This is a genomic window from Bacillus seohaeanensis, assembly GCF_042684945.1.
Lineage (GTDB): Bacteria > Bacillota > Bacilli > Bacillales > Bacillaceae_B > Rossellomorea > Rossellomorea seohaeanensis.
Window position 1 is genome coordinate 1,241,059 of sequence record NZ_JBHUMF010000031.1, and the last position, 25,725, is coordinate 1,266,783.

A 25,725-nucleotide genomic window follows, 5' to 3' on the forward strand; every position below is an offset into this window, starting at 1 on the left:
AAAGATTATCCATCCGAGTCAACCCTTTAGTAATAGGATTCGTTGTTGAAATTGTTTATCACATAAAGTGAAACTAACAATCAGTGGAAGATTCGTTTATCTTCTACTGATTGTCAATTAAACTAATCGGGGTTTTACTACCCGTTAATGCGAGATAAAGTGAGTGCTACCATAAAATTTCTTCGAGACCTATTCGTCAGAATAAACCTCTTTTGCATCTCGTTCTTTCATTGACAATTGTCCTGCATGGATTTCCTCAAGAGCCTTGCCAACAAATTTTTCTGAAGCATATCGATCAAGCTTATAGCTTCCTGTATCCTGTAAATTTCTTGCACGTTTTGCAGCTACACTAACAAGTGAGTACTTTGAATCGATTTTTTTCATTAAAGAGTCAATAGAAGGATATAACATTTATTCTACCTCCAACATATTTATATATCGCTGTTGAATACGATCTTTACGACAATGCTCTGCTTGCACTATAGAATTGATTTTCTCAACCGCATTTTCTATTTTATCATTTTCCACTATATAATCGTATAAATTCATCATTTCTATTTCTTTTCTAGCCGTTTCCATTCTACCTCTTATTATATCATCTGCCTCTGTTCCTCTTGTTACCAAACGATTTTGAAGCTCGGAAAGGCTTGGAGGAGCAAGAAAAATAAATAGCGCTTCAGGAAATTTTTCTCGAACCTGTCGTGCTCCTTGTACTTCAATTTCTAAAAATACATCGTTTCCGTTATCAAGCGTTTGTCGAACATAATCTACAGGTGTGCCATAATAATTGCCGACAAACTCAGCGTATTCTAATAACTTTCCTTGTCTTATTAATTCTTCGAATTCTTCTCGTGTTTTGAAAAAATAATCTACACCGTCTATTTCACCTTCGCGAGGATTTCGCGTTGTCATCGAAATGGAGTATTCAAACTTTGTTTCTTCCTGAGAAAAAATCGCTTTACGCACAGTTCCTTTCCCAACCCCAGAGGGCCCAGATAGAACAATAAGCAATCCTTTTTCTTTCATTTATTTACCCTGCCCTTCTTCTGCAATATCATCCTTATCTGTTAGGCGATGAGCAACCGTTTCTGGTTGAACCGCTGATAAAATGACATGATCACTATCCGTAATAATTACTGCACGTGTTCTTCTTCCATATGTGGCATCAACCAATGTACCTCTGTCCCTAGCGTCTTGTATCAGTCGCTTAATTGGAGCTGATTCTGGACTCACAATGGAGATTATTCTATTTGCTGAAACAATATTTCCAAATCCAATGTTTATGAGCTTAATTGCCATTGTCCTCCCCCTACAATTCTGTCTCGTCTAATTTTAATGGAAAAACCCCCACTGATTGAAGTTTCATTTTATTAATCAATAGATTAGTTTCACCTTGTTTGAATAAAACTAAACCTTTTTATTCAACATTTTGTACTTGTTCCCTTAGCTTCTCAAGTGTTGTTTTTAATTCAACAACTATATTTGAAATAATGGAATCATTCGACTTGCTGCCAATTGTATTCACTTCTCTGTTCATTTCTTGAATCATGAAATCCAGTTTTCGGCCAATTGACCCCTTACCCTCTATTGTTGTATGAAATTGTTTCAGATGACTCTCTAAACGTGTCAGCTCTTCCGTGATATCAGACTTATCTGAAAGTATCGCCACCTCTGTTAGAATTCTTGAATCATCAAATGCATTATCGCTATTTTCTTTTATTTTCTTTTCAATCTTTTCACGATAACTCTCTACTACAGTAGGGGCGTGTTTTTTCAATGCACCAACATTTTGTTGGAAGTTCTTTAAGTGCAGAAGAAAATCTTGTTTTAATTGTTCTCCTTCTTTTTCTCTCATATGCCTTAAATCACTAGCAGCATCCGTGACTGCTTGAAGAACCAAGTGTTCCAAGCTCTCATTTTCTTCTTCCATTTCTTCCACTGTGATAAACTCTTCTCTTTTTAATAGATCGGAAAGCTGAATATCACTTTCTACAGAGAATTTACGTTTCACTTCATTCACTAATCGATAATATTCCTCAAGCAAAGGCCAGTCAATGTGTATGCTCTTATGTACAAGACCTTCACCATTAATGGTAATAAAAATATCGACCTTTCCTCTTTTAACATATTGACCCACTTGTTTTTTTATTTTATCCTCAATTTTCACTAATTGTCGAGGCATTCTTATGTAAAATTCACTAAATCTATGATTTACCGATTTCATCTCGACCGTTACGGTATGTTGCTCAGATTCTGATTTACTTCGGCCAAAACCTGTCATACTGACAACCATTTACAGTCACATCCATTCTCTCTGTTAAGGATAGTACATTTTTAGTTTGAATTTGCAGATACCAAAAAAGTAATAGAGTGTTGACCCTATTACTTTTTGGATTATACCATATTTTATTGTTTTTTTCTTGCAAAAAATGAGCCTGCAAGTAAAAACGTCGGAACGGAGCTGAATCCTAAAATTAATAGCCAATCTTTCCATTCGATAGAAACCGTATGGAAGATAGGTTGCAATGATGGTAAATAAATAACTAACAACATTAACACCAACGAGGAAAGCACTGCCCACACTAAATACATATTCCCAAATGGATTCCGGGCAAAAACTGACTTTTCACTACGACAATCAAAAACATGTATCAATTGAGCCATAACCAAAGTAGCAAACGCAACTGTCTGGGCATATGCAAGATGGTTAGGATGTGCTTTGTATGCGAAAATAAACGCCAGAAGTGTCGCAATACCAATTAAAAATCCTCTAGAAACAACTTTCCAACCAAGCCCTCTTGAAAATACTCCTTCTTTCGGATGCCTTGGTTTTCGTTTCATTACATCCTCTTCTGGCTTGTCTAGACCTAACGCCATAGCCGGTAAACCATCTGTCACTAGATTCACCCAAAGAATCTGAATAGGAACGAGGGGGAGCGGCAGGGCAAGAATCATCGCAAAAAGCATCACTAGTATTTCTCCAACATTCGATGCAAGTAAGTAACGAATAAACTTGCGAATATTTTCGTAAATATTTCTTCCTTCTTGTATAGCGGCTTTAATAGTGGCAAAGTTATCATCTAACAGTACAAGTGATGATGATTCTTTTGCAACATCCGTACCTGTTACCCCCATTGCAACACCAATATCAGCTGTTTTGATAGCTGGTGCATCATTTACTCCATCTCCTGTCATCGCAACAATGTGACCTCGATTTTGTAGTGCTTTTACAATTTTCAATTTATGCGCTGGCGATACACGTGCAAATACAGAAACGTTTTCTACTACTTCTTCTAGCTCTTCCACATCCATATTATTTAATTCATGTCCTTGGAGTACTTTATCATGCGTTCTTAATATACCAAGCTGCTTTGCGATTGCTTTCGCAGTTATCACATGATCGCCAGTAATCATTACAGTCTTGATACCTGCAGAACCACATTCCCGTACCGCTTCCTTTACTTCAGGTCGCGGTGGATCAATCATACCTTGTAAACCTATAAAGACTAAATCTTTTTCTATCTCTGTTTCTGTCATTGTATGTGAAGAAGAACTACGATCTAAAGGTTTATAAGCGATTGCAATATTTCGAAGTGCATTCGATGCAAGTTCTCCTATCGCTTTTTCCACATTAGCATGTACTTCTTGTGATTTATGCTGTAATTTATCTCCCCATAAAACGGAGGTAGCTCTTCCTAACACTACATCAGGGGCACCTTTTGTAACAGCAAACCGTTTACCATTCTGATCAGAAACGATAATACTCATCATTTTTCGACTCGAGTCAAAAGGAAATTCTTTTTCAATGCTAAATTGCTGTAAAAGGGACTCTCTATGTAATCCCGCTTTAATCCCTGCAACAAGTAGTGCACCTTCTGTAGGATCACCATCGATAACAAATTCTTCCCCTTTTGTTTTCAACTCCGCATGGTTACATAGCATCCCAAATGTAAGCAATTGCTGAAGTGCTTTATCTTTGTTAGGTAGTACTTTGTCTTCACGGTAGAAAAAATGTCCTTTTGGCTCATACCCTGTACCAGAAACGGTCCATGTTTTCCCTCCGCTCCATAAGTCTGTAACAGTCATCTTATTTTGCGTTAGCGTACCTGTTTTGTCAGAACAAATAACAGACGCGCATCCAAGCGTTTCGACTGCTGGTAATTTCCGAACAATTGCTTTTTTCTTAATCATTCGCTGCACTCCTAATGACAATGCAACCGTAACGATTGCAGGCAGGCCTTCAGGTATTGCAGCTACAGCAAGTGACACTCCCGCTAAGAACATCGTGTAAATATCGTGACCTTGAATTACACCAACACCAACTACAAGAGCCGTTAAAACGAGTGCAACAGTAATAAGTATTTTTCCAAGCTGCTCAAGACGGCGTTGTAGAGGTGTAATCATTACTTCGGCTTTTTGCAACATATCTGCTATTTGACCCATTGCAGTTTTCATCCCAATTGCCGTGACTGCTCCAATGCCATTTCCACGTGTAACCATTGTGCCCATAAACGCCATGTTTTCTAGATCTCCAAGGCTCATACTGACACCTGAGAGCGGATTCGTCTTCTTTGCAACTGGAACCGATTCACCCGTTAACGCTGACTCTTCCACTTCAAGATTATTGGATTGAATTAAACGAACATCTGCACCAATTCGGTCCCCGCTTGCAAAGCGGATAATATCGCCGACTACAATTTCTTTGGAAGGTATCTTTACCCACTGACCATCACGTAATACTGTTACTTGTGGAGCGGATAGTTCTTTTAATGCTTGTAGCGATTTTTCTGCTTTCCTTTCTTGGAAAAACCCTAAAAATCCATTTACTAAAACGATTGCGATGATGGCAATGGCATCTAAATACTCCCCTAAAATCCCTGAAATAAGTGTCGCGGCAAGTAGAACTAATACCATAAAATCTTTAAATTGACTGAAAAATAGAAGGATCGCAGATTGTTTTTCAGCCTCCTCTAGTTGATTAAAGCCAAACTGATTTCTCCTTTTCTTCACCTCATCTAAAGACAACCCTTGTTCATAATTCGTGCTTAATGTTTGTTCTATATCCTCTTCCCGCATTTCATGATAATTCATCGAATCAATTCACTCTCCCCCTACTTTGACGAAAAGTTGTCCTTCTCATAGCATTCATATTCAGACTCGTCCTAAAAAATGATATGATTTAAATATGTTTTATTTTGTTTCTGTATTAAAATCAATTTTTTAGAAATTTGAAGAATAGAGGATGTTTATTATGTCATTTGATGGATTGTTTACTAGAGCCATGACGAAAGAGTTAAAAGAAACATTACAAAGCGGGAGAATCAATAAAATTCACCAACCGTACAAAAATGAAATTATCATGATTATTAGAGCAAACGGAAAAAATCATAAATTATTATTATCTGCACACCCAAGTTATGCACGAATGCAATTGACAGAAGAAAACTATGAAAACCCTTCTGTACCTCCAATGTTTTGTATGTTGCTTCGCAAACATTTAGAAGGTTATATGATCGAAGACATCCATCAAGTTGGATTAGATCGGATGATTGTAATGGAGGTAAAAGGAAGAAATGAAATTGGTGACGTTTCTTACAAACAGCTTATAATTGAGATAATGGGGAGACATAGCAATATTATCCTTGTTGATAAAGAAAGAAATATGATCTTAGATAGTATTAAACACATTTCACCAAGTATGAATACCCATCGGACAGTTTTACCAGGTCATGAATATAGGCAACCACCTGAACAAGATAAGAGAAACCCGCTGGAAGCAACAACTGATACTATTTTAAGAGCAATTGATTTCAATTCTGGAAAGATAGATAAGCAAATCGTCCAAAACTTTGCTGGATTATCACCTTTAGCTGCCAAGGAAGTAACGCATCTTGCAGGTCTTGCTAATCAAAATACAATCCCGCCTTCCTTTCTTTCGTTAATGAAAAAAATGAAGGAGCATCAATATAAACCAACCTTCATCTCAGGGGAAAAAGAAGTTTTTTACTCCATTGATTTAGAGCATGTCAAAGGCGAAAAACAGTCGTTTTCCACTCTCAGTAACCTGTTAGATCGCTATTTTTATCAGAAGGCTGCACGGGACAGAGTAAAACAGCAAGCAAATGATTTAGAACGATTTGTAAAAAACGAAAAAGAAAAAAATGAAAATAAAATTAAAAAGCTGGAATTAACTTTAGAGGATGCAAAGAAAGCCGATCATTATCAGTTACTCGGAGAGCTATTGACTTCTAATCTATATGCTGTTGAAAGAGGCATGAAAAGTATTGATGTCATCAATTACTATGATGAAGAAGGGGAAACTATAACGATTCCACTTAACCCACAAAAAACGCCTTCTGATAATGCACAGCTTTATTTTTCCAAATATCAAAAGGCAAAAAATGCAACGAAGGTTGTTCATGAACAGATTGAAAAGGCAAAAGAAGAAATTCAATACTTTGACCAACTGCTCCAGCAACTTGAATCAGCATCCACTAGAGATATAGAAGAAATTCGCGAGGAATTAGAAGAAGAAGGCTATTTAAAAACAAGAAAAAAGACTAAAAAGAAAAAAGGCAATGAAAAACCACTACTAGAACAATATACTTCTACGGACGGAGAAAGTATTCTAGTTGGAAAAAATAATAAACAAAATGATTATTTAACAAATCGTGTTGCGAACAAAAACGACATTTGGTTGCACACGAAGGATATCCCTGGGTCACATGTTGTGATCAAAACTGACCAGCCATCAGAACAAACGATTAAAGAAGCTGCAAATATTGCCGCATATTTCAGTAAAGCAAGGGAGTCAAGTTCCGTCCCCGTCGATTTCACAGAAGTCAAACAAGTGAAAAAGCCTAAAGGGGCAAAACCCGGATTTGTTATCTATGAAGGACAGCAAACAGTTTATGTTACACCAGACCTTGATTTAATTCGGTCACTAAAAAAAGCCTAATTATAGTAAAGGACTAAACGACATGTCGTTTAGTCCTTTTCCCCTTTCACTTCTTCCAACCTTCAGGGTTTTCCTTCCATTCCCTTAATGTATGTAATTCTTCTTTTTTTATAATTCCTTCTTCCAATGCTACATCGAGTAAAGCAGAATAGTTAGAAAGTGTGTAAGCTTTAATAGTTGCATCGTCTAGTAATTGACGTCCTTTTTCCAGCTCATAAGTAAAAATTGCCGCAACTCCAAGCACTTCACATCCTGCCTCTCTAAGGGCTTCTACTGCTGTAATACAGCTTCCTCCCGTAGAAATCAGGTCTTCGATAACAACTACTTTTTGTCCTTTTGAGACTTTTCCTTCTATTTGATTTCCTTTCCCGTGAGCTTTTGCCTTAGAACGCACATAGCACATTGGTAAATCCATTCTTTCACTCACCCATGCAGCATGTGGAATCCCTGCTGTTGCAGTACCAGCAATAACTTCCACTTCAGGAAAAAATTCATGAATAGTTTCTTCAAGACCCTTACTAATCTGTTTTCTCACCTCAGGAAAAGAAAGCGTTAAACGGTTATCACAATAAATTGGTGATTTTATTCCAGAAGACCATGTAAATGGATTGGATGCATTTAAAAACACTGCTTCGATATTTAAAAGGCTTTTTGCGATTTCTTTTTTCATAATAATTCCTCCCATTCTTTTACTACCTTTTGGTATGCTCCTACAGGATCACTCGATTTTGTGATACTTCTGCCAACAACGATATAAGATGATCCTAGTTCACGAGCATATTTAGGGGTAGCAATTCTTTTTTGGTCTCCTGGGGTATCTTCTGCCAATCTAATCCCTGGCGTTACCGTTAAGAACCTCTCACCGATTTCTTTTTTAATCATATTAGATTCATGTGGAGAACAAACTACCCCATCCAATCCAGCACTTGCCGCCAGTGAAGCATAATTCAATACGGATTGTTCCAGCGTCGTTTCAATTAACTGTTCCTTTTGCATCTGCTCTTGGGAAGTGGAGGTAAGCTGTGTAACCGCTATTAACTTTGCTCTATTTCTTCCTGTAGGCGTGCCAGCATCTAGTCCTTCTAAAGCTCTTTCCATCATTTCTTTTCCGCCGGCAGCATGCACATTGACTATCTCGAGTGGATAAGAGGCAAGTCCTTTCATAGCACGGTAAACTGTGTTTGGAATGTCATGAAGTTTTAAATCAAGAAAAATATGATGTTTGGATTCTAGTAGTTTTTCTAAAAGGAATGGTCCATTTTGCAAGTAAAGTTCCATTCCCACTTTTACATTCAGCTCTTCTTCAAAGTGATTCAAAAAAACCTCTGTTTCACTCCAAGTTGGAAAGTCAAGAGCTATAAACGGCTTTTGAGACATTTTTCCCCCAACTCCTTCCTGTAAGTTCCGTTATCGAGTCCGCACCTAATTCATCTAGTAAACTAGGAAGCTTTTCTATTATCATTGGACAAACAAAAGGATCAACGAAATTAGCTGTTCCGACCGCAACTGCACTAGCACCCGCATAGAAATACTCGATGACATCCTCCGCCGTTTCCACTCCACCCATCCCAATGATTGGAATCGATACCTGTTGACTTACTTCATAAATCATTCTAATCGCAACCGGTTTTATCGCAGGTCCAGATAATCCCCCTGTTTTATTCGCTAGTACCGGTTGTGCTGTTTTCAAATCAAGTCTCATTCCAACTAACGTATTAATCATTGTAAGACCATCTGCCCCCCCCTCTTCAACTGCCTTGGCCATTTCCACAATATTTGCGACATTTGGGGAAAGCTTGACATAGACAGGTACAGAAGATACTTCTTTCACCCTTTTGGTTAAGTTCTTTGCTATCTCGGGAATCGTACCAAAAGCAATTCCTCCTGTTTTCACGTTTGGACAAGAGATATTTAGTTCAAGTGCTTTTACATTTTCTGCAGTCGATATTCTTCTAGCAACTTCAACATAGTCTTCCACTTGAGAGCCAGCTACATTTGCAATAATTGGAACATCAAACTTTGATAGCCATGGTAATTCCCTTTCCATAACTTGATTGAGACCTGGGTTTTGTAATCCAATTGCATTCAACATTCCTGCATTTGTTTCCGCGACACGAGGTGTAGGGTTTCCGAAACGAGCTTCAAATGTCGTCGCTTTAATCATGATTGCTCCAAGTAAATTTAAATCATAAAACTGACTATACTCTTTTCCAAATCCGAAACAACCGGAGGCAGGCATAATTGGATTTTTTAATGTTATTCCCGGAAGCTCAATTTGAAGTCGATTCATAGTACCACCGCCCCTGTAGGAAATACTGGTCCATCACTGCACACTTTCACATATTCCGTTCCAGTCGGATCATTCGTTGTGTGGCATACACATGCAAAACACGCTCCAACACCACATCCCATTCTTTCTTCCAATGAAATATAACCTCTTTTACCTTTTAGATCTTTTTCAAGTGCTTTTAACATTTGTTTTGGACCACAGGAGTAAAAAAGGTCGAATGTCAATTCTTCATTTTTTATCACATCTGTAACAAATCCTCTTATTCCTAGTGTGCCATCAACTGTTGCCACATAGGTTGGACCTAATTTCTTAAATTCCTCCTCATAAAAGGACACTTCTTTTGTTTGAAAACCTAATACATGTATAACATCGAAACCGCTTGACTTTAGCGTTCGTGAGAGCTCATAGAGGGGAGGAACTCCAATTCCTCCACCTACTAATAATGCTCTTTTCCCCTTGTCTTGTTCATCTATCGGAAATCCATTCCCTAGAGGTCCTAACACATCTATCGTTTCTCCCTTTTTAACAGTAGAAAGGATTTTTGTTCCTTTCCCTTCCGCTCGATAAATTAAAACCGCTGAACGAGTTTCTTTATCAAATGATGAAATCGATATAGGTCTTCTTAATAGCGGATTGAACCCCTCTCCAACTTTTATATGCACAAATTGACCCGGGGCTGCTATTTCGTTTACTAAATCACCCTGTATTTCTATTTCAAAGATATCTCTGGCAAGCTCGAAATGGTTAGTAACCACCATTCTTTCTTTTTTTATCATGCGAGCACCGCCTCATCTCTTTTATTTGCTGATGGGATTGCTTCTGTTGAAAATGTCATGGATTCTATTACTTTTAAAATGGCTTCTGCAGTATCAAGTGATGTTAAGCATGGAATACCATTTTCTACTGACTCACGACGAATTCGGAAGCCGTCTCGTGCTGGCTGTTTTCCTTTTGTTAATGTATTGATGACAAATTGTGTTTCACCGCTTTGGATAATATCAAGAAGTGTCGGTCCAGCTGAACCAATTTTATCCACTTCCTTCACTGGAATATTCTCCTTCATCAAGTACTCTGCTGTACCTTTTGTCGCCATTATTTGATAACCAATATTGATAAAACGTTTTGCCAGTTTTAACGCTTCTTCTTTATCTTTATCTGCAACTGTCAACAACACAGATCCATGACCCTTCATTACCATTCCCGCAGCAACGATTCCTTTATATAGCGCTTTTTCTAATGTAGAATCTTTCCCCATTACTTCACCTGTTGACTTCATTTCCGGTCCGAGCGTAATATCAACTCTTCGTAATTTCGCAAAAGAGAATACAGGTACTTTTACATAGACACCAGGTTGTTCAGCTACTAATCCTGACTGATAACCTTGTTGTTTTAAAGAAATACCTAGAATCGCTTTTGTCGCTATATTTGCCATTGGTACTTTTGTAATTTTACTAATAAAAGGCACTGTTCTACTTGAACGCGGGTTAACTTCTAACACAAATACTTCCCCTCCGGAAATGACGTACTGAATATTAAGGAGTCCCACAATGTTTAATCCTTTTGCAAGCCTTGTTGTGTAATCCGCAATTCTTGCCTTTTGCTCATCCGTAAGGGATTGAGGAGGGTAGACTGCAATCGAATCCCCTGAGTGAACACCAGCTCGCTCAATATGCTCCATTATTCCAGGGATAACGACTGTTTCTCCGTCTGAAATGGCGTCCACTTCAATTTCTTTCCCGATTAAGTAACGATCAATTAGTACTGGATGATCTGGGTTTACTTTCACAGCATTTTCCATGTAGTGAAGTAATTCTTCTTTCCGGTAAACAATCTCCATGGCACGTCCGCCCAACACATAAGATGGTCTGACTAATACAGGGTAACCAATCGCCTCAGCAATTTTTAGTGCTTCTTCCACCGAAACAGCTGTTTTACCTTCCGGCTGTGGTACTCCCAATGTATTCAATGTATTTTCAAACTTATCGCGGTCTTCCGCACGGTCTAGATCTTCAAGCGTAGTCCCAAGAATTTTTACCCCTCTATCCACTAATTGCGATGCTAGATTTATTGCAGTTTGACCACCGAATTGGACAACAACGCCCTTTGGTTTTTCCAGGTCTATAATGTGCATCACGTCTTCAATAGTTAACGGTTCAAAGTAAAGTTTGTCAGATATGCTAAAGTCTGTTGAAACGGTTTCTGGGTTGTTGTTGATAATAATTGCTTCATAACCCGCTTCTTTAATTGCCCAAACTGAATGGACTGTAGCGTAATCGAATTCCACCCCTTGCCCTATTCTAATTGGCCCCGACCCTAGGACAATAACACTTTCCCGGTTGGTCACAGTAGATTCATTTTCCTCTTCATAACTTCCGTAGAAGTAAGGTGTTTCCGATTCAAATTCGGCTGCACATGTATCAACCATTTTATAAACTGGTATGATGTCTTGTTGTTTCCGCCACCCATATACTTCTTTTTCTGATGTTTCCCATAACTTAGCGATGGTAATGTCGGCAAAGCCCATTCGTTTTGCTTTTTCAGTAACCTCTTTGTTGAAAGGATTTCCTTTTACTTCCCTTTCGTATGCAACAATTTTATTCATTTTATAAAGGAAGAAAAGATCGATTTTACTCCAGTCATGGATCGTTTCAATTGTTACGCCTCTGCGAAGGGCTTCTCCTATATAAAACAGCCTTTCATCTCCAGCTTTCCGTATTCGTTTTTCTATCCACTCATTGGAAAATTGATCTGCATCAGTAAGGTCAAGATGGTAGACATTACTCTCTAAGGAACGAACAGCTTTTAACAATGACTCTTCAAATGTTCTGCCGATTGCCATAACTTCTCCGGTAGCTTTCATCTGTGTTCCTAAGTTTCTTTTTGCAGCTTCAAATTTATCAAATGGCCAACGTGGAATCTTCGTTACGACATAATCGAGTGCAGGTTCAAAGGATGCATATGTTTTACCTGTCACCGGATTCATCATTTCATCCAATGTTAATCCGACTGCAATTTTGGCTGCCAGTTTTGCAATCGGGTAGCCTGTTGCTTTTGAAGCAAGAGCAGATGAGCGACTCACACGTGGATTCACTTCAATAATATAGTATTGGAAGCTATCAGGATCGAGTGCAAGTTGTACATTACATCCTCCCTCAATTCCAAGTGCACGAATAATTTTTAACGATGTGTTTCTTAGCATCTGATATTCTCTGTCACTAAGTGTTTGGCTCGGTGCGACTACAATAGAATCTCCTGTGTGGATACCGACAGGATCAATATTCTCCATATTACAAACAACAATCGCATTATCACCGCTATCTCTCATTACTTCGTATTCTATTTCTTTAAAACCAGCAATACTTTTTTCTAGTAAACACTGGGTTACTGGGCTGTATTTCAATCCAGATCCAACAATCTCTATGAGCTCTTCACGATTATGGCAAATACCTCCGCCTGTACCGCCGAGTGTATAAGCTGGTCGAACAATAACTGGATATCCTACTGACTCTACAAACTTAAATGCTTCTTCAACAGAGTGAATAATTTCACTCTCTGGAACAGGCTCATTTAATTCATTCATAAGAGATCTAAACAAGTCCCGATCTTCCGCTTTTTCAATTGCAGAAAGTTTCGTTCCTAGGATTTCTACTCCACACTCTTCTAGTACACCAGACTCGGACAACTCAACAGCAAGGTTCAACCCCGTCTGTCCGCCAAGTGTTGGCAGAACTGCATCTGGGCGTTCTTTTCTAATAATTCTGCTGACAAATTCAAGAGTAAGAGGCTCAATATAAACCTTATCTGCTATCTCTGCATCAGTCATAATCGTTGCTGGATTGGAGTTTACAAGAATGACTCGATACCCTTCTTCTCGTAAAGCAATACATGCTTGTGTTCCGGCATAATCAAACTCCGCAGCTTGGCCGATTATAATTGGTCCACTCCCGATTACTAAAATGCTTTTAATATCTGTACGTTTAGGCATATTGGATCCCCTTTCCTTTCTCCTCTTTCATCATTTGCAAAAATTCATCGAACAAATAGTTCGCATCCTCCGGTCCAGCAGAAGCTTCTGGATGGTATTGAACAGTAAACGCTGGATAGTCTCTATGCTTCAATCCTTCAACTGTTCCATCGTTGATAGCTTTGTGCGTTATCTCTAGAGGTGTTCCTTCAAGGGAAGCACTGTCAACAGAATAACCATGATTTTGTGAAGTCAGCGCTACTTTTCCAGTTTTCAACTCTTTTACCGGGTGGTTAGCACCACGGTGACCGAATTTCATTTTAAACGTATCCGCACCACATGCTAGAGCAAACAATTGATGCCCTAGGCAAATACCAAATAGCGGGATTTCTCCGAGCAATTCTTTAACCGTTTCAATAGCTGTTGGTACATCTTTTGGATCTCCAGGTCCGTTCGAAAGCATGATCCCGTCTGGATGTAATCTTCTAATTTCATCAGCAGTCGTATTATAAGGAACAACAATTACGTCACAGTCCCTTTTATTCAATTCTCTTAAAATACCATGTTTCATCCCAAAATCCATTAACACAACACGCAAACCTCTTCCCGGACTAGGGTAAGCAGTTTTTGTTGATACTTGTTTAACACTGTCCGTCGCGAACTTAGAGGCTCTCAATTTATGCAGCATTTCATCCACATTTGCTTCAACAGATGTAATAACACCCTTCATCGTACCGTGTTCACGGATTTTTCTTGTTAACTTCCTTGTGTCAATTTCCGCAATACCCGGTATCCCTTTTATTTTTAATAATTCATCTAGTGAACTTTCTGATCTCCAGTTAGACGGAAAGTCCGCAGACTCTCTAACGATAAATGCTTTTATAGCCGGTGTAATCGATTCAAAATCATCCCTGTTAATTCCGTAATTTCCAACTAAAGGATAGGTGAGCGTAACCATCTGACCATAATAAGAAGGATCTGACAGGATCTCTTGATAACCAGTCATACTTGTATTAAATACAACCTCTCCCTTTGTATCTGTCTCCGCACCAAATCCCTCTCCAATAAAAACTGTTCCATCATCTAAAATTAGTTGTCGTTTCATTCCTGCTCTCCTCCTTCATTCCATACGAGTGAACCTTCAAAAAATGTTGCTTTTGGCCATCCTTTACATTTCCAGTTTGCAAAAGGTGTATTTTTCCCTTTTGATACAAATTTTTCAGTGTTTACTTCTTGCTCATTCTCTAAATCTATTAAAGTAAAGTCAGCAGTGCTTCCGATTTCTAACCTGCCATAAGGTAGCTTGAATGCATCAGATGGCGCTTTTGTCAGCCAGTCTATAAGCTGATTCAAAGTGAAAATACCTTTTTCCACAAAATTTGTATATAGTAACGGGAAGGCCGTTTCTAGTCCAACAATTCCAAAAGGTGATAATTGCATTCCTTCTGACTTCTCTTCTGCTGTATGTGGCGCATGGTCAGTTGCAATGAAATCAATTGTTCCATCTAGCAAGCCTGCTATTAAGGCTTTTTGATCTTCCTTTCCTCTTAATGGAGGATTCATTTTATAATTGGAATCTAATCCAGGAATATCCTCTTCACACAGAAGTAAGTGATGTGGCGTTACCTCTGCTGTTACGTTAATTCCTGCTTTTTTAGCATCGCGTACAACCCGAACAGATTCTTTCGTGCTTATATGGCACACATGATAGTGACAGCCAGTAGCTTCTGCTAATAAAACATCTCTTGCAATATGTACTGCTTCACAAACTGATGGGATGCCTGGAAGGTCTTGCGCTTTGGCAAATTCACCGTCATGGACAGCCCCTCCGTAAATGAGCGTATTGTCTTCACAGTGAGCAACAATTGCTGCTCCAACGCTTGCTGCTTTTTTCATCGCTTCCAACATCATGCCTGCTGACTGAACTCCAACTCCATCGTCCGTAAAAGCGAATGCTCCTTCTTCCTTCAGTGCAGCAAAGTCATTTAAAGATTTACCTATTTGCCTTTCCGTAATCGCGGCATACGGTAGAACTCTAATATGGGCTGTTTCTTCAACTTTTTTGTTCAACATTTGTAGCACTTCAACCGAATCTGGAACAGGTCTTGTATTCGGCATTGCAGCTACGGTTGTAAAACCCCCTTTTGCAGCAGCTAACGTACCTGTATCAATCGTTTCTTTATGTTCACCCCCAGGTTCTCTTAAATGAATATGAAGGTCTACTAACCCTGGGGAAACAAGGTATCCTTTTCCATAAAATTCTTTACTATTACCTTGATCAAGCATTCGACCAATTGCCACTACCTTGTTATCTTCTACTTTTATATCAACTGACTCCAAATTTCCATTATCATTCAGCATTTGTACATTTCTTATAATCCAGCTCATATTATCCCCTCCATTACTTTTTCCGTTCCACCATCTATAGTTTCGAAGCCCGCTTTTCTTTTCTCCAGTGCCCTTTTCAATATAGCCATTCTTACATATACACCGTTTTCCATTTGTTTGAAAATTCGTGAACGATTGCACTCAACAAGCGAGTCTGCTATTTCAACATTTCGATTAACTGGTGCTGGATGCATGATGATACTTCCTGGCTTCATGTGTTTTTCTCGTTCGACTGTTAATCCGTATTGTTGGTGGTAGTCTGCCTTTTCTAACGACACTGCTCCTTTGTGTCTTTCGTGTTGAATTCTTAAGAGCATCATGACGTCGCATGACTTGACCGCATCTTCTAGATGAATGTATTTTCCGCTATAAAGTGTTTCTTTTGGGAACCATTCCTTTGGTCCCGTGAAATATACGTTTGCTCCAAGCTTTGTTAATGCCTCTGCATTAGAACGTGCTACACGACTGTGGAGAATATCTCCTACAATTGCTATATTAAGATTTTTAAACGTTTGAAATTCTTCCTTTATTGTCATTAAATCGAGTAAACATTGAGTCGGATGATTTCCACAGCCATCTCCACCATTAATAATCGATACATTTACTTTTCCTGCCAACTCCTCAAAATACCGATCTTGCCCATGCCGTATCACGACCGTGTCTATTCCAATTGCTTCAAGTGTTTTAACTGTGTCGTATAGTGACTCCCCTTTTTGAACACTAGATGTACTCGCTTCAAAAGGAATAACCGTGAGACCCAATTTCCGCTCCGCCATCTCAAAGCTTGATTTCGTTCTCGTGCTTGCCTCAAAAAATAAATTGGCTGCAAATTTACCTTGTGCTCCCGTCCATGTTTGCCCTTTCTTAAAAAGTTCTGCTTCCTGTAGAATTTTAACTATTTCCTGTTTTGACAGCTCATTTATTGTTAATAAATTCTTCATCAAAGAAACACCTCTCTTTTTCTCTCCAAATTTATAATAAAATGGAAGCTCTTTGTTGCCTCTAGTGGAACTAGACAAAATAAAAACCCCCTGGCTAAAAGAGAGTCCAGGAGGTTCTAGGTACAAGAGAATACAGAAAGTGCACGTAGCCACTTTCTAGCCCCTTGTTCAAGTTGTCCTTTCTAGCCTCTCTGGACCAGTATTTAAAGGTTATATTCAAATGCATAATTTTCAATTGTTTTCGGATTAGATTTTTAATACTCATTTCTATTTTGTATAAAAAAAACCCTCGATGCGTCCAAAAAGGGTACAAAGAGGGTAGGGGTTAAGTGTATACTATATCTCAACCTATTGACCCTTTTGACAGCCTCTCTGGACTACACTTAAAAGGAAAATCTTTATTTATTTTCGTGAATCGTTACTTTGTCTTCTTCTTTATCTACTTCAGACAGCTCTACCATAATTTTTTCGTGGCTAGAAGTCGGAATATTTTTCCCTACGAAATCAGCCCGAACAGGTAGTTCTCGATGTCCTCTATCCACTAGAACTGCCAATTGAATTTGACTTGGTCTTCCTATATCCATTATTGCATCAAGACCTGCTCTTACAGTTCTTCCTGTAAATAATACATCATCCACTAAGATAACTTTTTTACCTGTAATATCAACAGGCAGATCAGACCCTTTGACTTCTGGTTCTTTTGTAGCTGTTTTCGTTGTTAAATCATCTCTGTAAAGAGTAATGTCTAACTCTCCTACCGGAATTTGCTCGCCTTCAATATCATTAATTCTTTCTGCAAGACGCTCCGCAATATAAATTCCTCTTGTTTTAATGCCAACTAATACGCAGTTTTCAATTCCTTTATTTCGCTCGATAATTTCATGGGCAATCCTTGTTAAAGCTCTTCGAATTGCAGGTTGATCGAGTACAATTGCTTTTTGAGTCATTGTAGTCACCCCACATTTTAGCGTTATCTATTTCCAGCGGTTCAAGCCGCTTTTACTTTTCTCTTAATAAAAAATCCCTCTCACCGTTTAGATGAGAGGGTACACTTATCGTTAAATCCGATGCACACCGATAATTGCTGTGCTGTTACTCCTTCTCAGCCTCACGGGACTGTATTAAAGGTTGCTTATTTGATTAAGTTAATAGTACATTCTCTACTCTTTTTTGTCAACGGCTTTTTTCTAATTGGCTAATAAGCTGGTTCATTTCTTCTGGCAATTCGGCTGTGAATTCCATATATTCATCTGTTCTTGGATGAATAAACCCTAGAACCCCCGCATGTAAAGCTTGTCCGTTAAGATCTAATGTTTTTCTTGGGCCATATTTCGGGTCACCAGCTAGTGGAAAACCAATATACTTCATATGAACACGGATTTGATGGGTTCGCCCCGTTTCCAATTCACATTCGACAAGCGAAAAGTCCTTATATCTGTCCAGAACTTTAAAATGAGTAACAGCATTTTTCCCATTATCAACAACCGTCATACTTTGCCTATCTTTTGTATCACGACCGATTGGTGCATCAATTGTTCCATGATCATGAGGAATCACTCCATGAACAATTGCCGTATAGCGACGAGTTACTGTTTTCGCAACAAGCTGATTTACGAGTTTCTCATGTGAGAGGTCGTTTTTTGCCACCATTAGTAAACCAGAAGTGTCTTTATCAATTCTGTGGACAATTCCTGGTCTTAACACGCCATTAATTCCTGATAGATCTTTGCACTCATGCATAAGACCATTAACCAGTGTCCCTGAATAGTGACCAGGAGCAGGGTGAACAACCATGCCTTTTGGTTTATTTACTACGACCACATCCTGATCTTCGTAGCGAATATCAAGATTCATGTCTTCCGGTTCCACATCTAATTCTTCCGGTTCTGGAATGGTAATGGTTAAAACGTCTCCAATAGCACATTTATAATTAGATTTTACTGCGCTATCATTAACTTTAACATGCCCTTCTTTTATCCATTGCTGAACTAATGTGCGAGACCATTCCTTTTCAATCCCACTTACAATCTTGTCTATTCTTCCACTTTTTTCGTCTTCCTTAACAATATACTGTACAACTTCCATGTTATTTCTCCTTGTTTTGCTCCTATTTAAATAGATGCAAGCTATTTTTGTCACAATATAACTGATGTTATCCTAGTTTTTTCACGAAGCATTCTTTGCTTTTTTTTCTTTTATTTCATCAAAAAACATGTAAATCAATAGAAGCACGACCCCAACGGTCAGTGCAGCATCTGCAATATTAAAAATTGGGAAATCGTAATTAAAAATGTATGTATTTAAGAAATCAACAACTTCTTTTCTTAATACTCTATCAATAAAATTCCCAATTGCTCCACCAAGCATGAATGCCAAACTAACACTGAATAATATTTTTCCTTTTGCATGCTTTTGCATATAGTAAACGATGCCGATAACAACAATAATCGTAATTATATAGAAAAACCACATTTGTCCTTCTAATATCCCCCAGGCGGCACCCCGATTCCGATGCGATGTTAAATAAAGAAAATTATCGACAATTTGTATACTTTCTCCTTCTGTCATATTGCGGACAACCAACCATTTAGTTAATTGATCCAAAATAATTACAAATCCAGCAATAAAATAATAAAACAATACAGGCAACCCCCGTTACAGTGAGATATGATTACTTTAGCATTTTAGCATAATATCGCAAATAAAGACACTAAGACTACTAATGGGCTGCCTTGTATTTTTAGGCTCTTTTCTCACAGATTGTTGTTTTACTTATAGATTCTGCCCGTTGGCTTTCTGCTACGGGCACTAGACTCCTTTGGGGGAGAATAAGGGCCTCCTGTAAAAGCGAAAGCAGCCTGTCCAGCTCGCAAAGAAAATTACCTAAGGGCGTCCTTTGCCTTTTAGGAATTTTATCTTTTTTCACAGTGAGCTAGACATACACTTCGCCCGTGGCGTCTTCTCCCTTTCCCTCTCTTCCTGCAGGAGCCAAGTGCCCTCCGCTCCAATCATCTCAGGGGGTTAAACTTAGTTTTTCGTTAAAAAACAACAACCTTTACGAAAACAGCCTATTTTTAAAATTTAATAATTAGTAGTCCATTGTTTCTTTCCGTAACGGAGCCACTCATTTACTTGATCCATGTTTTGTATAGTAGGGTTTATTTTAATAAATTCAAAAGGAATCTCTTCTCCACTCAACTCACAATATCCAAATGACTTCGTTTTAACTTTGTGTAATGCTTGCTGTACGTCCTTTTTTTCTTCTTGTATACACTGTCCGACTATGGGATTTTCCGATTGACTATTCTCCAGCTCTTTCAAGGTTAATTCCAGTTCTTGAATGATGTTTTCATATTGGTTAACTGCCATCTTTATCCCTCCATATACTTAGTATGGTGAGTCTGACCAAGAAATTACGAAGAAAGATATAGAAAAAGCCCCAGAGATTATTTTTTCTCTAGGGCTAATACTTCTATCATTTCAATGAGCTAGAGCGTCAAAGTCCTTTTTAAAAAAATAGTTGAGATTAAGTTTCCTCTCCCTATTTTCCCGGAAATACTTGTCTTCCCTTCACAAATTAGTTCCATACTTTATATTAGGATAGATGGGAATAACTTTCTTTCACGACACTAGCACATCTAGTACATAGTGTCGGATGATCACTATCCTCACCAACTGTCTCCGTCACAACCCAACAGCGTTCGCATGTTTCACCTTCTGCCTTTTCGACTACAATCGCATTAGGACCAAGTTTCAAGGCGTTCTCAGGTGCATTCTCAACTTTTCCTCCTACTTCAAAAGCTGACACGATAAACAGCTGCTTAAGATCTTCAGAAATGGAGTCTAACAATTGTTTTGTGTCATCATTTACATAAAGGGATACTTTTGCTGTTAAAGACTTACCAATAACCTTTTCATTCCGCGCTTCTTCTAATGCTTTTAAAACATCATCTCGAAGGTTTAGGAATGCTCCCCATTTATTTTTTAATTCCTCCGCGTGCGGAAGTTCTTGATACTTAGGCATATCTGTTAATTGGGCACTTTCTTCTTTAACACCTGCAATATGCTCCCAAACTTCGTCTGCTGTATGCGAAAGAATTGGACTCATCAGCTTGGTTAACGTTACAAGGCTTTCATATAGAACCGTCTGCATTGCACGTCGTTCAAAATTATTTTTTGATTCAATATAAAGGACATCTTTCGCAAAGTCTAAATAGAAAGAGCTTAAGTCCAATGTACAGAAATTATTAACCGCATGGTAAATACTTGCAAATTCGTATCGATCATACGCATTGTTCACACTTTTTACAAGATCATTTAATCTTACAAGCATAAATTGGTCTACTTCTCGTAATTGATCATAATCGATTGCATCTGCCGTCGGATCAAAATCAGAAAGATTCCCTAGTAAGAAACGATACGTATTACGAATTTTACGGTAAACTTCTGCTACTTGTTTTAAAATTGCGTCTGATACACGTACATCTGCTTGGAAGTCAACGGAAGCTACCCAAAGTCTTAAAATGTCAGCACCAAGTTGTTTCATAACCTTTTCCGGTACAACAACATTCCCTAAAGATTTACTCATTTTTCTCCCTTGCCCATCAAGAGCAAAACCGTGACTTAAAACTCCTTTATAAGGAGCTTTCCCTGTTACAGCAACACCTGTTGTTAATGATGAGTTAAACCAGCCGCGGTATTGATCGGAACCTTCTAAGTACAGATCTGCCGGACGAGCTAAGTCTTCTCTTTGTTCTAAAACTGCTTGATGTGAAGAGCCACTGTCGAACCAAACGTCCATAATATCTTCTTCTTTTGTGAATTTACCATTTGGGCTGCCCTCATGTGTAAATCCTTCTGGAAGTAAATCCACAGCTTCTTTTTCAAACCAGATATTTGAACCATGCTCACGGAAAAGTTTTGATACATGTTCGATTGTCTCTTCTGTAATAATTTCTTCACCGTTTTCAGCATAAAATACAGGAATTGGAACACCCCAGGCACGTTGTCTAGAAATACACCAATCACCACGGTCACGAACCATATTATAAAGACGAGTTTCTCCCCAGCTTGGAACCCATTTTGTGTCCTGTACAGCTTTCAATAGTTCATCTCTAAATTTATCAATAGAAGCAAACCATTGTGCAGTAGCTCTAAAGATAATAGGTTTTTTTGTACGCCAATCATGAGGATAGGAGTGTGTAATAAAATTTAATTTAAGAAGAGCTCCAACTTCCTCCAATTTTTGTGTAATCGGTTTGTTTGCTTTATCATAAAACTCCCCTTCAAATCCTGGAGCTTCGGATGTCATAATACCTTTTTCATCTACAGGACACAAAACATCAAGACCGTATTGTTTTCCTACGATAAAGTCATCTTCCCCATGTCCTGGAGCTGTATGAACACAACCAGTACCGGAGTCAGTAGTAACGTGGTCACCTAAAATAACAAGAGAATCTCTTTCATATAAAGGATGTTTCGCAACGATTCTTTCTAAATCGGCACCTTTAACCGTCTTTTCTACAGAATAATCCTCCCATTCCACAACTTCAGCTACATCTTCAAGCAGATCTTCAGCAACAACAAATTTTTCATTGTTAACATTTACTACTACATAAGATAAATCCTGATGAACAGCAATTGCTAAGTTAGCTGGAATCGTCCATGGAGTTGTTGTCCAAATAACAATTTTTGTCCCTTCCTCTAGAACGCCATTCCCTTCTTTTACAGCGAAACTGACATAGATGGATGGAGAACGCTTATCTTGATACTCAATTTCAGCTTCCGCTAATGCAGACTCACTTGATGGTGACCAATACACAGGCTTTTTCCCTTTATAGATATAACCTTTATTTGCCATTTGCCCGAATACTTTAATTTGTTCTGCTTCATATTCAGGCTTTAACGTAATATAAGGATTTTCCCAGTCACCACGAACACCTAATTGTTTAAATTGCACACGTTGGTTGTCAATTTGTTCATAAGCATATTTTTCACAAAGCTTACGAAATTCAGCAACCGTCATCTCTTTACGCTTTACACCTTTATTCGTTAAGGCTTGCTCGATTGGTAACCCATGCGTATCCCAACCAGGCACGTAAGGTGCATGATATCCACTCATTGATTTATAACGAACAATGAAGTCTTTTAAGATTTTATTCAAAGCGTGGCCCATATGGATATTTCCGTTTGCATATGGAGGTCCATCATGTAAGACAAAAAGGGGTCTTCCTTTTGTTCTTTCTTGTACTTTTTCATAAATGTTCATTTCTTCCCATTTTGCCTGCCTATTAGGCTCGCGTTTAGGTAAATTCCCTCTCATTGGAAATTCTGTTTTTGGCATTAATAACGTTTCTTTATACTCCACTGAAGTATCCTCCTTTTAGCTACTTACATTGCATCTTTTCTAAATAACACGTTTTTTAAACAAAACGCTTTAGCATCATTTGTTAGACGCTTGCAGGGCTTTTAGATGGTTTTGTTCGAATAACTATCTAAAAGAAACCTTTTTGAAAAAATAAAAAAGCTTCCTCATCCCAAAAAGGGACGAGAAAGCTTTCCCGCGGTACCACCCTCATAAAGACATTGCCAAGAAGACAGTATCCTCACTCGAACATTCATAACGCGAATGTACACGCTAATCTCTACTAACCCTTTTAGGAATTTGGAGATTAGAGCTCAAGGGTGATATTCCGCTTCTTTTCCTTTTTCCGGGCTTTCACCATCCCCGGTTCGCTTTGAAAAGGAATATATCTAACTAAAAAAGCGTACTGTCCCTGTCACAGCCATTAAAAAGATCATTTGTTGTTTTTTATTATATGAATGTATTAGAAATTCGTCAAGTTAATGTATCTTCTTCTTGAAGTGATTTCAATTCCGTTGCATCCATTTCAAATTCCATTAAATTATCCCAATCATCATTATCCAATAAATCAAGTTGTGCTTCAATAAGCATTTTAAAACGAGTTCGGAAAACTTTTGATTGTTTTTTCAATTCTTCAATTTCCAATGCAACTTTTCTTGCTTTAGAAAGTGATTCGTTGACAATTCGATCTGCATTTTTCTCTGCCTCTTTAATGATAAGCTTTGCCTCTTTACTTGCATTTCGTTTTACTTCTTCTCCTGCTTCTTGAGCTATGACGATAGATTTGTTTAGCGTTTCCTCAATATTTGTAAAATGTCCTAGTCTTTCGTTCATAGAATTTAAATGTTCTTCTAGTTCTTTTTTTTCACGAATTAGAATTTCATAATCCTTAATAATTTGATCTAAAAATTCATTAACTTCATCCTCATCATAACCACGAAAGCCACGACTAAACTCTTTGTTATGTATGTCTAATGGCGTTAAAGACATGATGCCACCTCCAGAACTCTACTGATTTATCTTTTACCTCGCATTTATGCACAGTAAACCTTCCCCTTAAGACTTAAATTATAAAGGTATCCTTTCGGCAGAAGACAACTATTGGTAAATGCTCGATTGACTTAACTAACAATCTGTGAAGAATGGAAGAAAGCCCACTGATTGAAGTTTCACTTTATTATAACTAAAATTTCGACAGTTTGTGTGCTAATTCCTTCAAAAATTCCTAAATTATTTTAAAACTCCTACAGAAATTCTCCATTTTTCTTTTTTTGTTCTACCTTCAACTGCTAATACCTTACTTCTTCCATAGCCTCTAGCAGAAATAACATCCCCTTCTTGAAGTTCAAAAGAGGTATTCTCCACTAGTTTCCAATTCACCTTAACAACGCCTCCATTAATAAGAGCTTGGGCTTTTTGCCTGGAAATATTATAAATAGAAGAGAGTAACACATCAAGCCTTAAAGAGCTAACAGTTGTCGTTTTCTCATTCCAAACTTCTTCTGATGAAATTCGATCTGATTTAAGTATTTGCTTTAGCTTTATTTTCGTTTTTCCTATTTGTTGTAATTCCATTTTAACGTACTCACTTATTTCTTCTGCCAAATACAATTGAACCCTTGAATCATTTTTTATAATATCCCCAAACTTCTCTCTTTTTAAGCCTATAGACATTAAAGAACCTAAAACTTCAGGGTGTTGTATCGTTACAAACTTTACTGGGTAGTCTATTTCATAGGTTTTTACTTTAAAATCTTCTTCTTGGGGTACAAAATAATCGGGGCATATAACAGCTCTTCTCCTTTCGATGGAAGACTCAAAAGGATAAAAATGCAAATTGATATCATCTTGCCCTCCGATTAACGACTGGACAATAAATTGCTGTCTTGGATCTAAAAAGTCTGTCAACATCGGAGCATATTGATCTCGGACAGATTGCTTCCACTGAAGAACTGCATCGACAAACTCCTTTTCATCTTTCCTGAAATGCTGATAAATAGAACTCATTTCTCTTACCTCTCTTACACTTGAAAAGTAAAGATAAAAAAGCTGATTCCGTATTGAACCAGCTTTTTTTATCCTATAGCAACCAAAAAGCTACTTGGCGCAAACCTGATGATGCAAGGTTTAATACAATAAATGCGACAATTGGCGAAATATCAATCATACCAAGCGGCGGAACAAATCGACGGAACGGCTCTAAATATGGCTCACAAATACGTGCCAAAAATTGACCAATCGCTGTCTCTCTTGCATTTGGAAACCAAGACATCAATATATAGATGATCAATGCCCAAGAATAAATCTCGATTACTTGAAATAAAATTTGAAATACAATACCCATGTTTTACATTACCACCTCGAATCCTGTAGATCTTCCTCTTTCAGAAAGTCTGATATATTTCCACTGACTTCAACATTATCAGGAGTACATAGGAATATATCCATTCCTACTCGTTGAATGTCTCCACCAATAGCATAAACAGTTCCGCTTAAAAAATCGACTATCCGCTTTGCTTGATCGTGCTGAATACGTTGCAGATTAACAACAACAGATTTCCTATTTTTCAAATGGTCGGCAATCTCTTGCGCTTCTGCATACACCCTTGGTTCGACTAGCATCATTTTTGAAGATTTTTGGACACTTTGGAGACTGACTACATTTTGTTTTGTATTAGATGGAGGCTGTGATTTCATTTGCTTTTGCTCCTCATTCTCTTCTTTATAACTATCGTCATAACTATCTTCCTCGTATTCATATTCATCCTCGTCCAACAAAAAGAATGTTTTTAACTTCGTTTTAATCCCCATTCGGAATAA

Annotated in this window: 23 protein-coding genes and 1 other annotated feature; of the genes, 1 reads left to right on the top strand and 22 read right to left on the bottom strand. The window is 38.0% G+C overall.

Features of this window, described 5'->3' with window-relative positions:
* Positions 1–189: 189 nt before the first annotated feature.
* From rpoZ to ACFSUL_RS19295, 5 genes are all read right to left on the bottom strand, one after another.
* Positions 190–411 carry a DNA-directed RNA polymerase subunit omega gene (gene rpoZ / locus ACFSUL_RS19275; RefSeq protein ID WP_071412877.1) on the bottom strand — a complete coding sequence of 74 codons (222 nt, stop codon included), beginning with the start codon at positions 409–411 and terminating at the stop codon, positions 190–192.
* Complete coding sequence (gene gmk / locus ACFSUL_RS19280; RefSeq protein ID WP_377937588.1) at positions 412–1,026, bottom strand: guanylate kinase; 615 nt, start codon at positions 1,024–1,026, stop codon at positions 412–414.
* Entirely contained in the window at positions 1,027–1,299 is a 273-nt protein-coding gene (gene remA / locus ACFSUL_RS19285) for an extracellular matrix/biofilm regulator RemA (RefSeq protein ID WP_377937590.1), read from the bottom strand. It lies immediately after the preceding gene.
* Between the two features lie 118 nt (positions 1,300–1,417).
* Positions 1,418–2,293 (bottom strand): YicC/YloC family endoribonuclease, encoded by an 876-nt coding sequence (locus ACFSUL_RS19290; RefSeq protein ID WP_377937592.1) that lies wholly within the window; start codon positions 2,291–2,293, stop codon positions 1,418–1,420.
* A gap of 113 nt (positions 2,294–2,406) precedes the next feature.
* Entirely contained in the window at positions 2,407–5,091 is a 2,685-nt protein-coding gene (locus tag ACFSUL_RS19295) for a cation-translocating P-type ATPase (RefSeq protein WP_377937594.1), read from the bottom strand.
* A 160-nt stretch (positions 5,092–5,251) separates the two neighbouring features.
* Between ACFSUL_RS19295 and ACFSUL_RS19300 the strand changes: the two genes are divergently transcribed.
* Positions 5,252–6,958, top strand: coding sequence for an Rqc2 family fibronectin-binding protein (locus tag ACFSUL_RS19300; protein WP_377937596.1), 1,707 nt, complete (start codon positions 5,252–5,254; stop codon positions 6,956–6,958).
* A 46-nt stretch (positions 6,959–7,004) separates the two neighbouring features.
* On the opposite strand, the gene pyrE is transcribed toward ACFSUL_RS19300, so the two are convergent.
* The 17 genes from pyrE to ACFSUL_RS19385 all read right to left on the bottom strand — a co-directional run bounded on the left by pyrE (position 7,005) and on the right by ACFSUL_RS19385 (position 25,716).
* Positions 7,005–7,628: an orotate phosphoribosyltransferase gene (gene pyrE, locus ACFSUL_RS19305; RefSeq protein ID WP_377937598.1), complete on the bottom strand. Its 624-nt coding sequence runs from the start codon at positions 7,626–7,628 to the stop codon at positions 7,005–7,007.
* The gene (gene pyrF, locus ACFSUL_RS19310) at positions 7,625–8,335 is read right to left on the bottom strand and encodes an orotidine-5'-phosphate decarboxylase (protein ID WP_377937600.1); all 711 of its coding nucleotides are present in this window, start codon (positions 8,333–8,335) and stop codon (positions 7,625–7,627) included. Before pyrF ends, pyrE begins: the two co-directional genes overlap by 4 nt.
* Entirely contained in the window at positions 8,307–9,248 is a 942-nt protein-coding gene (locus ACFSUL_RS19315; protein ID WP_377937602.1) for a dihydroorotate dehydrogenase, read from the bottom strand. Before ACFSUL_RS19315 ends, pyrF begins: the two co-directional genes overlap by 29 nt.
* The gene (locus tag ACFSUL_RS19320; RefSeq protein ID WP_377937604.1) at positions 9,245–10,024 is read right to left on the bottom strand and encodes a dihydroorotate dehydrogenase electron transfer subunit; all 780 of its coding nucleotides are present in this window, start codon (positions 10,022–10,024) and stop codon (positions 9,245–9,247) included. Before ACFSUL_RS19320 ends, ACFSUL_RS19315 begins: the two co-directional genes overlap by 4 nt.
* A complete protein-coding gene (gene carB, locus ACFSUL_RS19325; protein ID WP_377937607.1) occupies positions 10,021–13,233 on the bottom strand; it encodes a carbamoyl-phosphate synthase large subunit in 3,213 nt (1,070 codons plus the stop codon). Before carB ends, ACFSUL_RS19320 begins: the two co-directional genes overlap by 4 nt.
* Positions 13,226–14,317: a carbamoyl phosphate synthase small subunit gene (locus ACFSUL_RS19330; protein ID WP_377937609.1), complete on the bottom strand. Its 1,092-nt coding sequence runs from the start codon at positions 14,315–14,317 to the stop codon at positions 13,226–13,228. Before ACFSUL_RS19330 ends, carB begins: the two co-directional genes overlap by 8 nt.
* Positions 14,314–15,600, bottom strand: a complete 1,287-nt coding sequence (locus ACFSUL_RS19335) for a dihydroorotase (RefSeq protein ID WP_377937611.1) — start codon at positions 15,598–15,600, stop codon at positions 14,314–14,316. Before ACFSUL_RS19335 ends, ACFSUL_RS19330 begins: the two co-directional genes overlap by 4 nt.
* Entirely contained in the window at positions 15,597–16,541 is a 945-nt protein-coding gene (locus ACFSUL_RS19340) for an aspartate carbamoyltransferase catalytic subunit (protein ID WP_377937787.1), read from the bottom strand. Before ACFSUL_RS19340 ends, ACFSUL_RS19335 begins: the two co-directional genes overlap by 4 nt.
* 398 nt (positions 16,542–16,939) lie before the next feature.
* Positions 16,940–17,488, bottom strand: coding sequence for a bifunctional pyr operon transcriptional regulator/uracil phosphoribosyltransferase PyrR (gene pyrR / locus ACFSUL_RS19345; protein WP_377937613.1), 549 nt, complete (start codon positions 17,486–17,488; stop codon positions 16,940–16,942).
* 226 nt (positions 17,489–17,714) lie between these two features.
* Positions 17,715–18,626: an RluA family pseudouridine synthase gene (locus ACFSUL_RS19350; protein WP_377937615.1), complete on the bottom strand. Its 912-nt coding sequence runs from the start codon at positions 18,624–18,626 to the stop codon at positions 17,715–17,717.
* Positions 18,627–18,707: 81 nt separating this feature from the next.
* On the bottom strand, positions 18,708–19,181 hold the full coding sequence (gene lspA, locus ACFSUL_RS19355) for a signal peptidase II (protein ID WP_377937617.1): 474 nt from the start codon (positions 19,179–19,181) through the stop codon (positions 18,708–18,710).
* A gap of 441 nt (positions 19,182–19,622) precedes the next feature.
* Positions 19,623–19,910 carry a hypothetical protein gene (locus ACFSUL_RS19360; RefSeq protein WP_377937619.1) on the bottom strand — a complete coding sequence of 96 codons (288 nt, stop codon included), beginning with the start codon at positions 19,908–19,910 and terminating at the stop codon, positions 19,623–19,625.
* Positions 19,911–20,136: 226 nt separating this feature from the next.
* Complete coding sequence (gene ileS, locus ACFSUL_RS19365; RefSeq protein WP_377937621.1) at positions 20,137–22,908, bottom strand: isoleucine--tRNA ligase; 2,772 nt, start codon at positions 22,906–22,908, stop codon at positions 20,137–20,139.
* A gap of 172 nt (positions 22,909–23,080) precedes the next feature.
* Positions 23,081–23,333: a binding site (T-box leader), on the bottom strand.
* Positions 23,334–23,379: 46 nt separating this feature from the next.
* Positions 23,380–23,895, bottom strand: coding sequence for a DivIVA domain-containing protein (locus ACFSUL_RS19370; RefSeq protein WP_071412896.1), 516 nt, complete (start codon positions 23,893–23,895; stop codon positions 23,380–23,382).
* A 240-nt stretch (positions 23,896–24,135) separates the two neighbouring features.
* Positions 24,136–24,912, bottom strand: a complete 777-nt coding sequence (locus tag ACFSUL_RS19375) for a YlmH family RNA-binding protein (RefSeq protein WP_377937624.1) — start codon at positions 24,910–24,912, stop codon at positions 24,136–24,138.
* A 73-nt stretch (positions 24,913–24,985) separates the two neighbouring features.
* Positions 24,986–25,249, bottom strand: a complete 264-nt coding sequence (locus ACFSUL_RS19380; protein ID WP_071412898.1) for a YggT family protein — start codon at positions 25,247–25,249, stop codon at positions 24,986–24,988.
* An 8-nt stretch (positions 25,250–25,257) separates the two neighbouring features.
* Complete coding sequence (locus tag ACFSUL_RS19385) at positions 25,258–25,716, bottom strand: cell division protein SepF (RefSeq protein ID WP_377937626.1); 459 nt, start codon at positions 25,714–25,716, stop codon at positions 25,258–25,260.
* Positions 25,717–25,725: the final 9 nt, after the last annotated feature.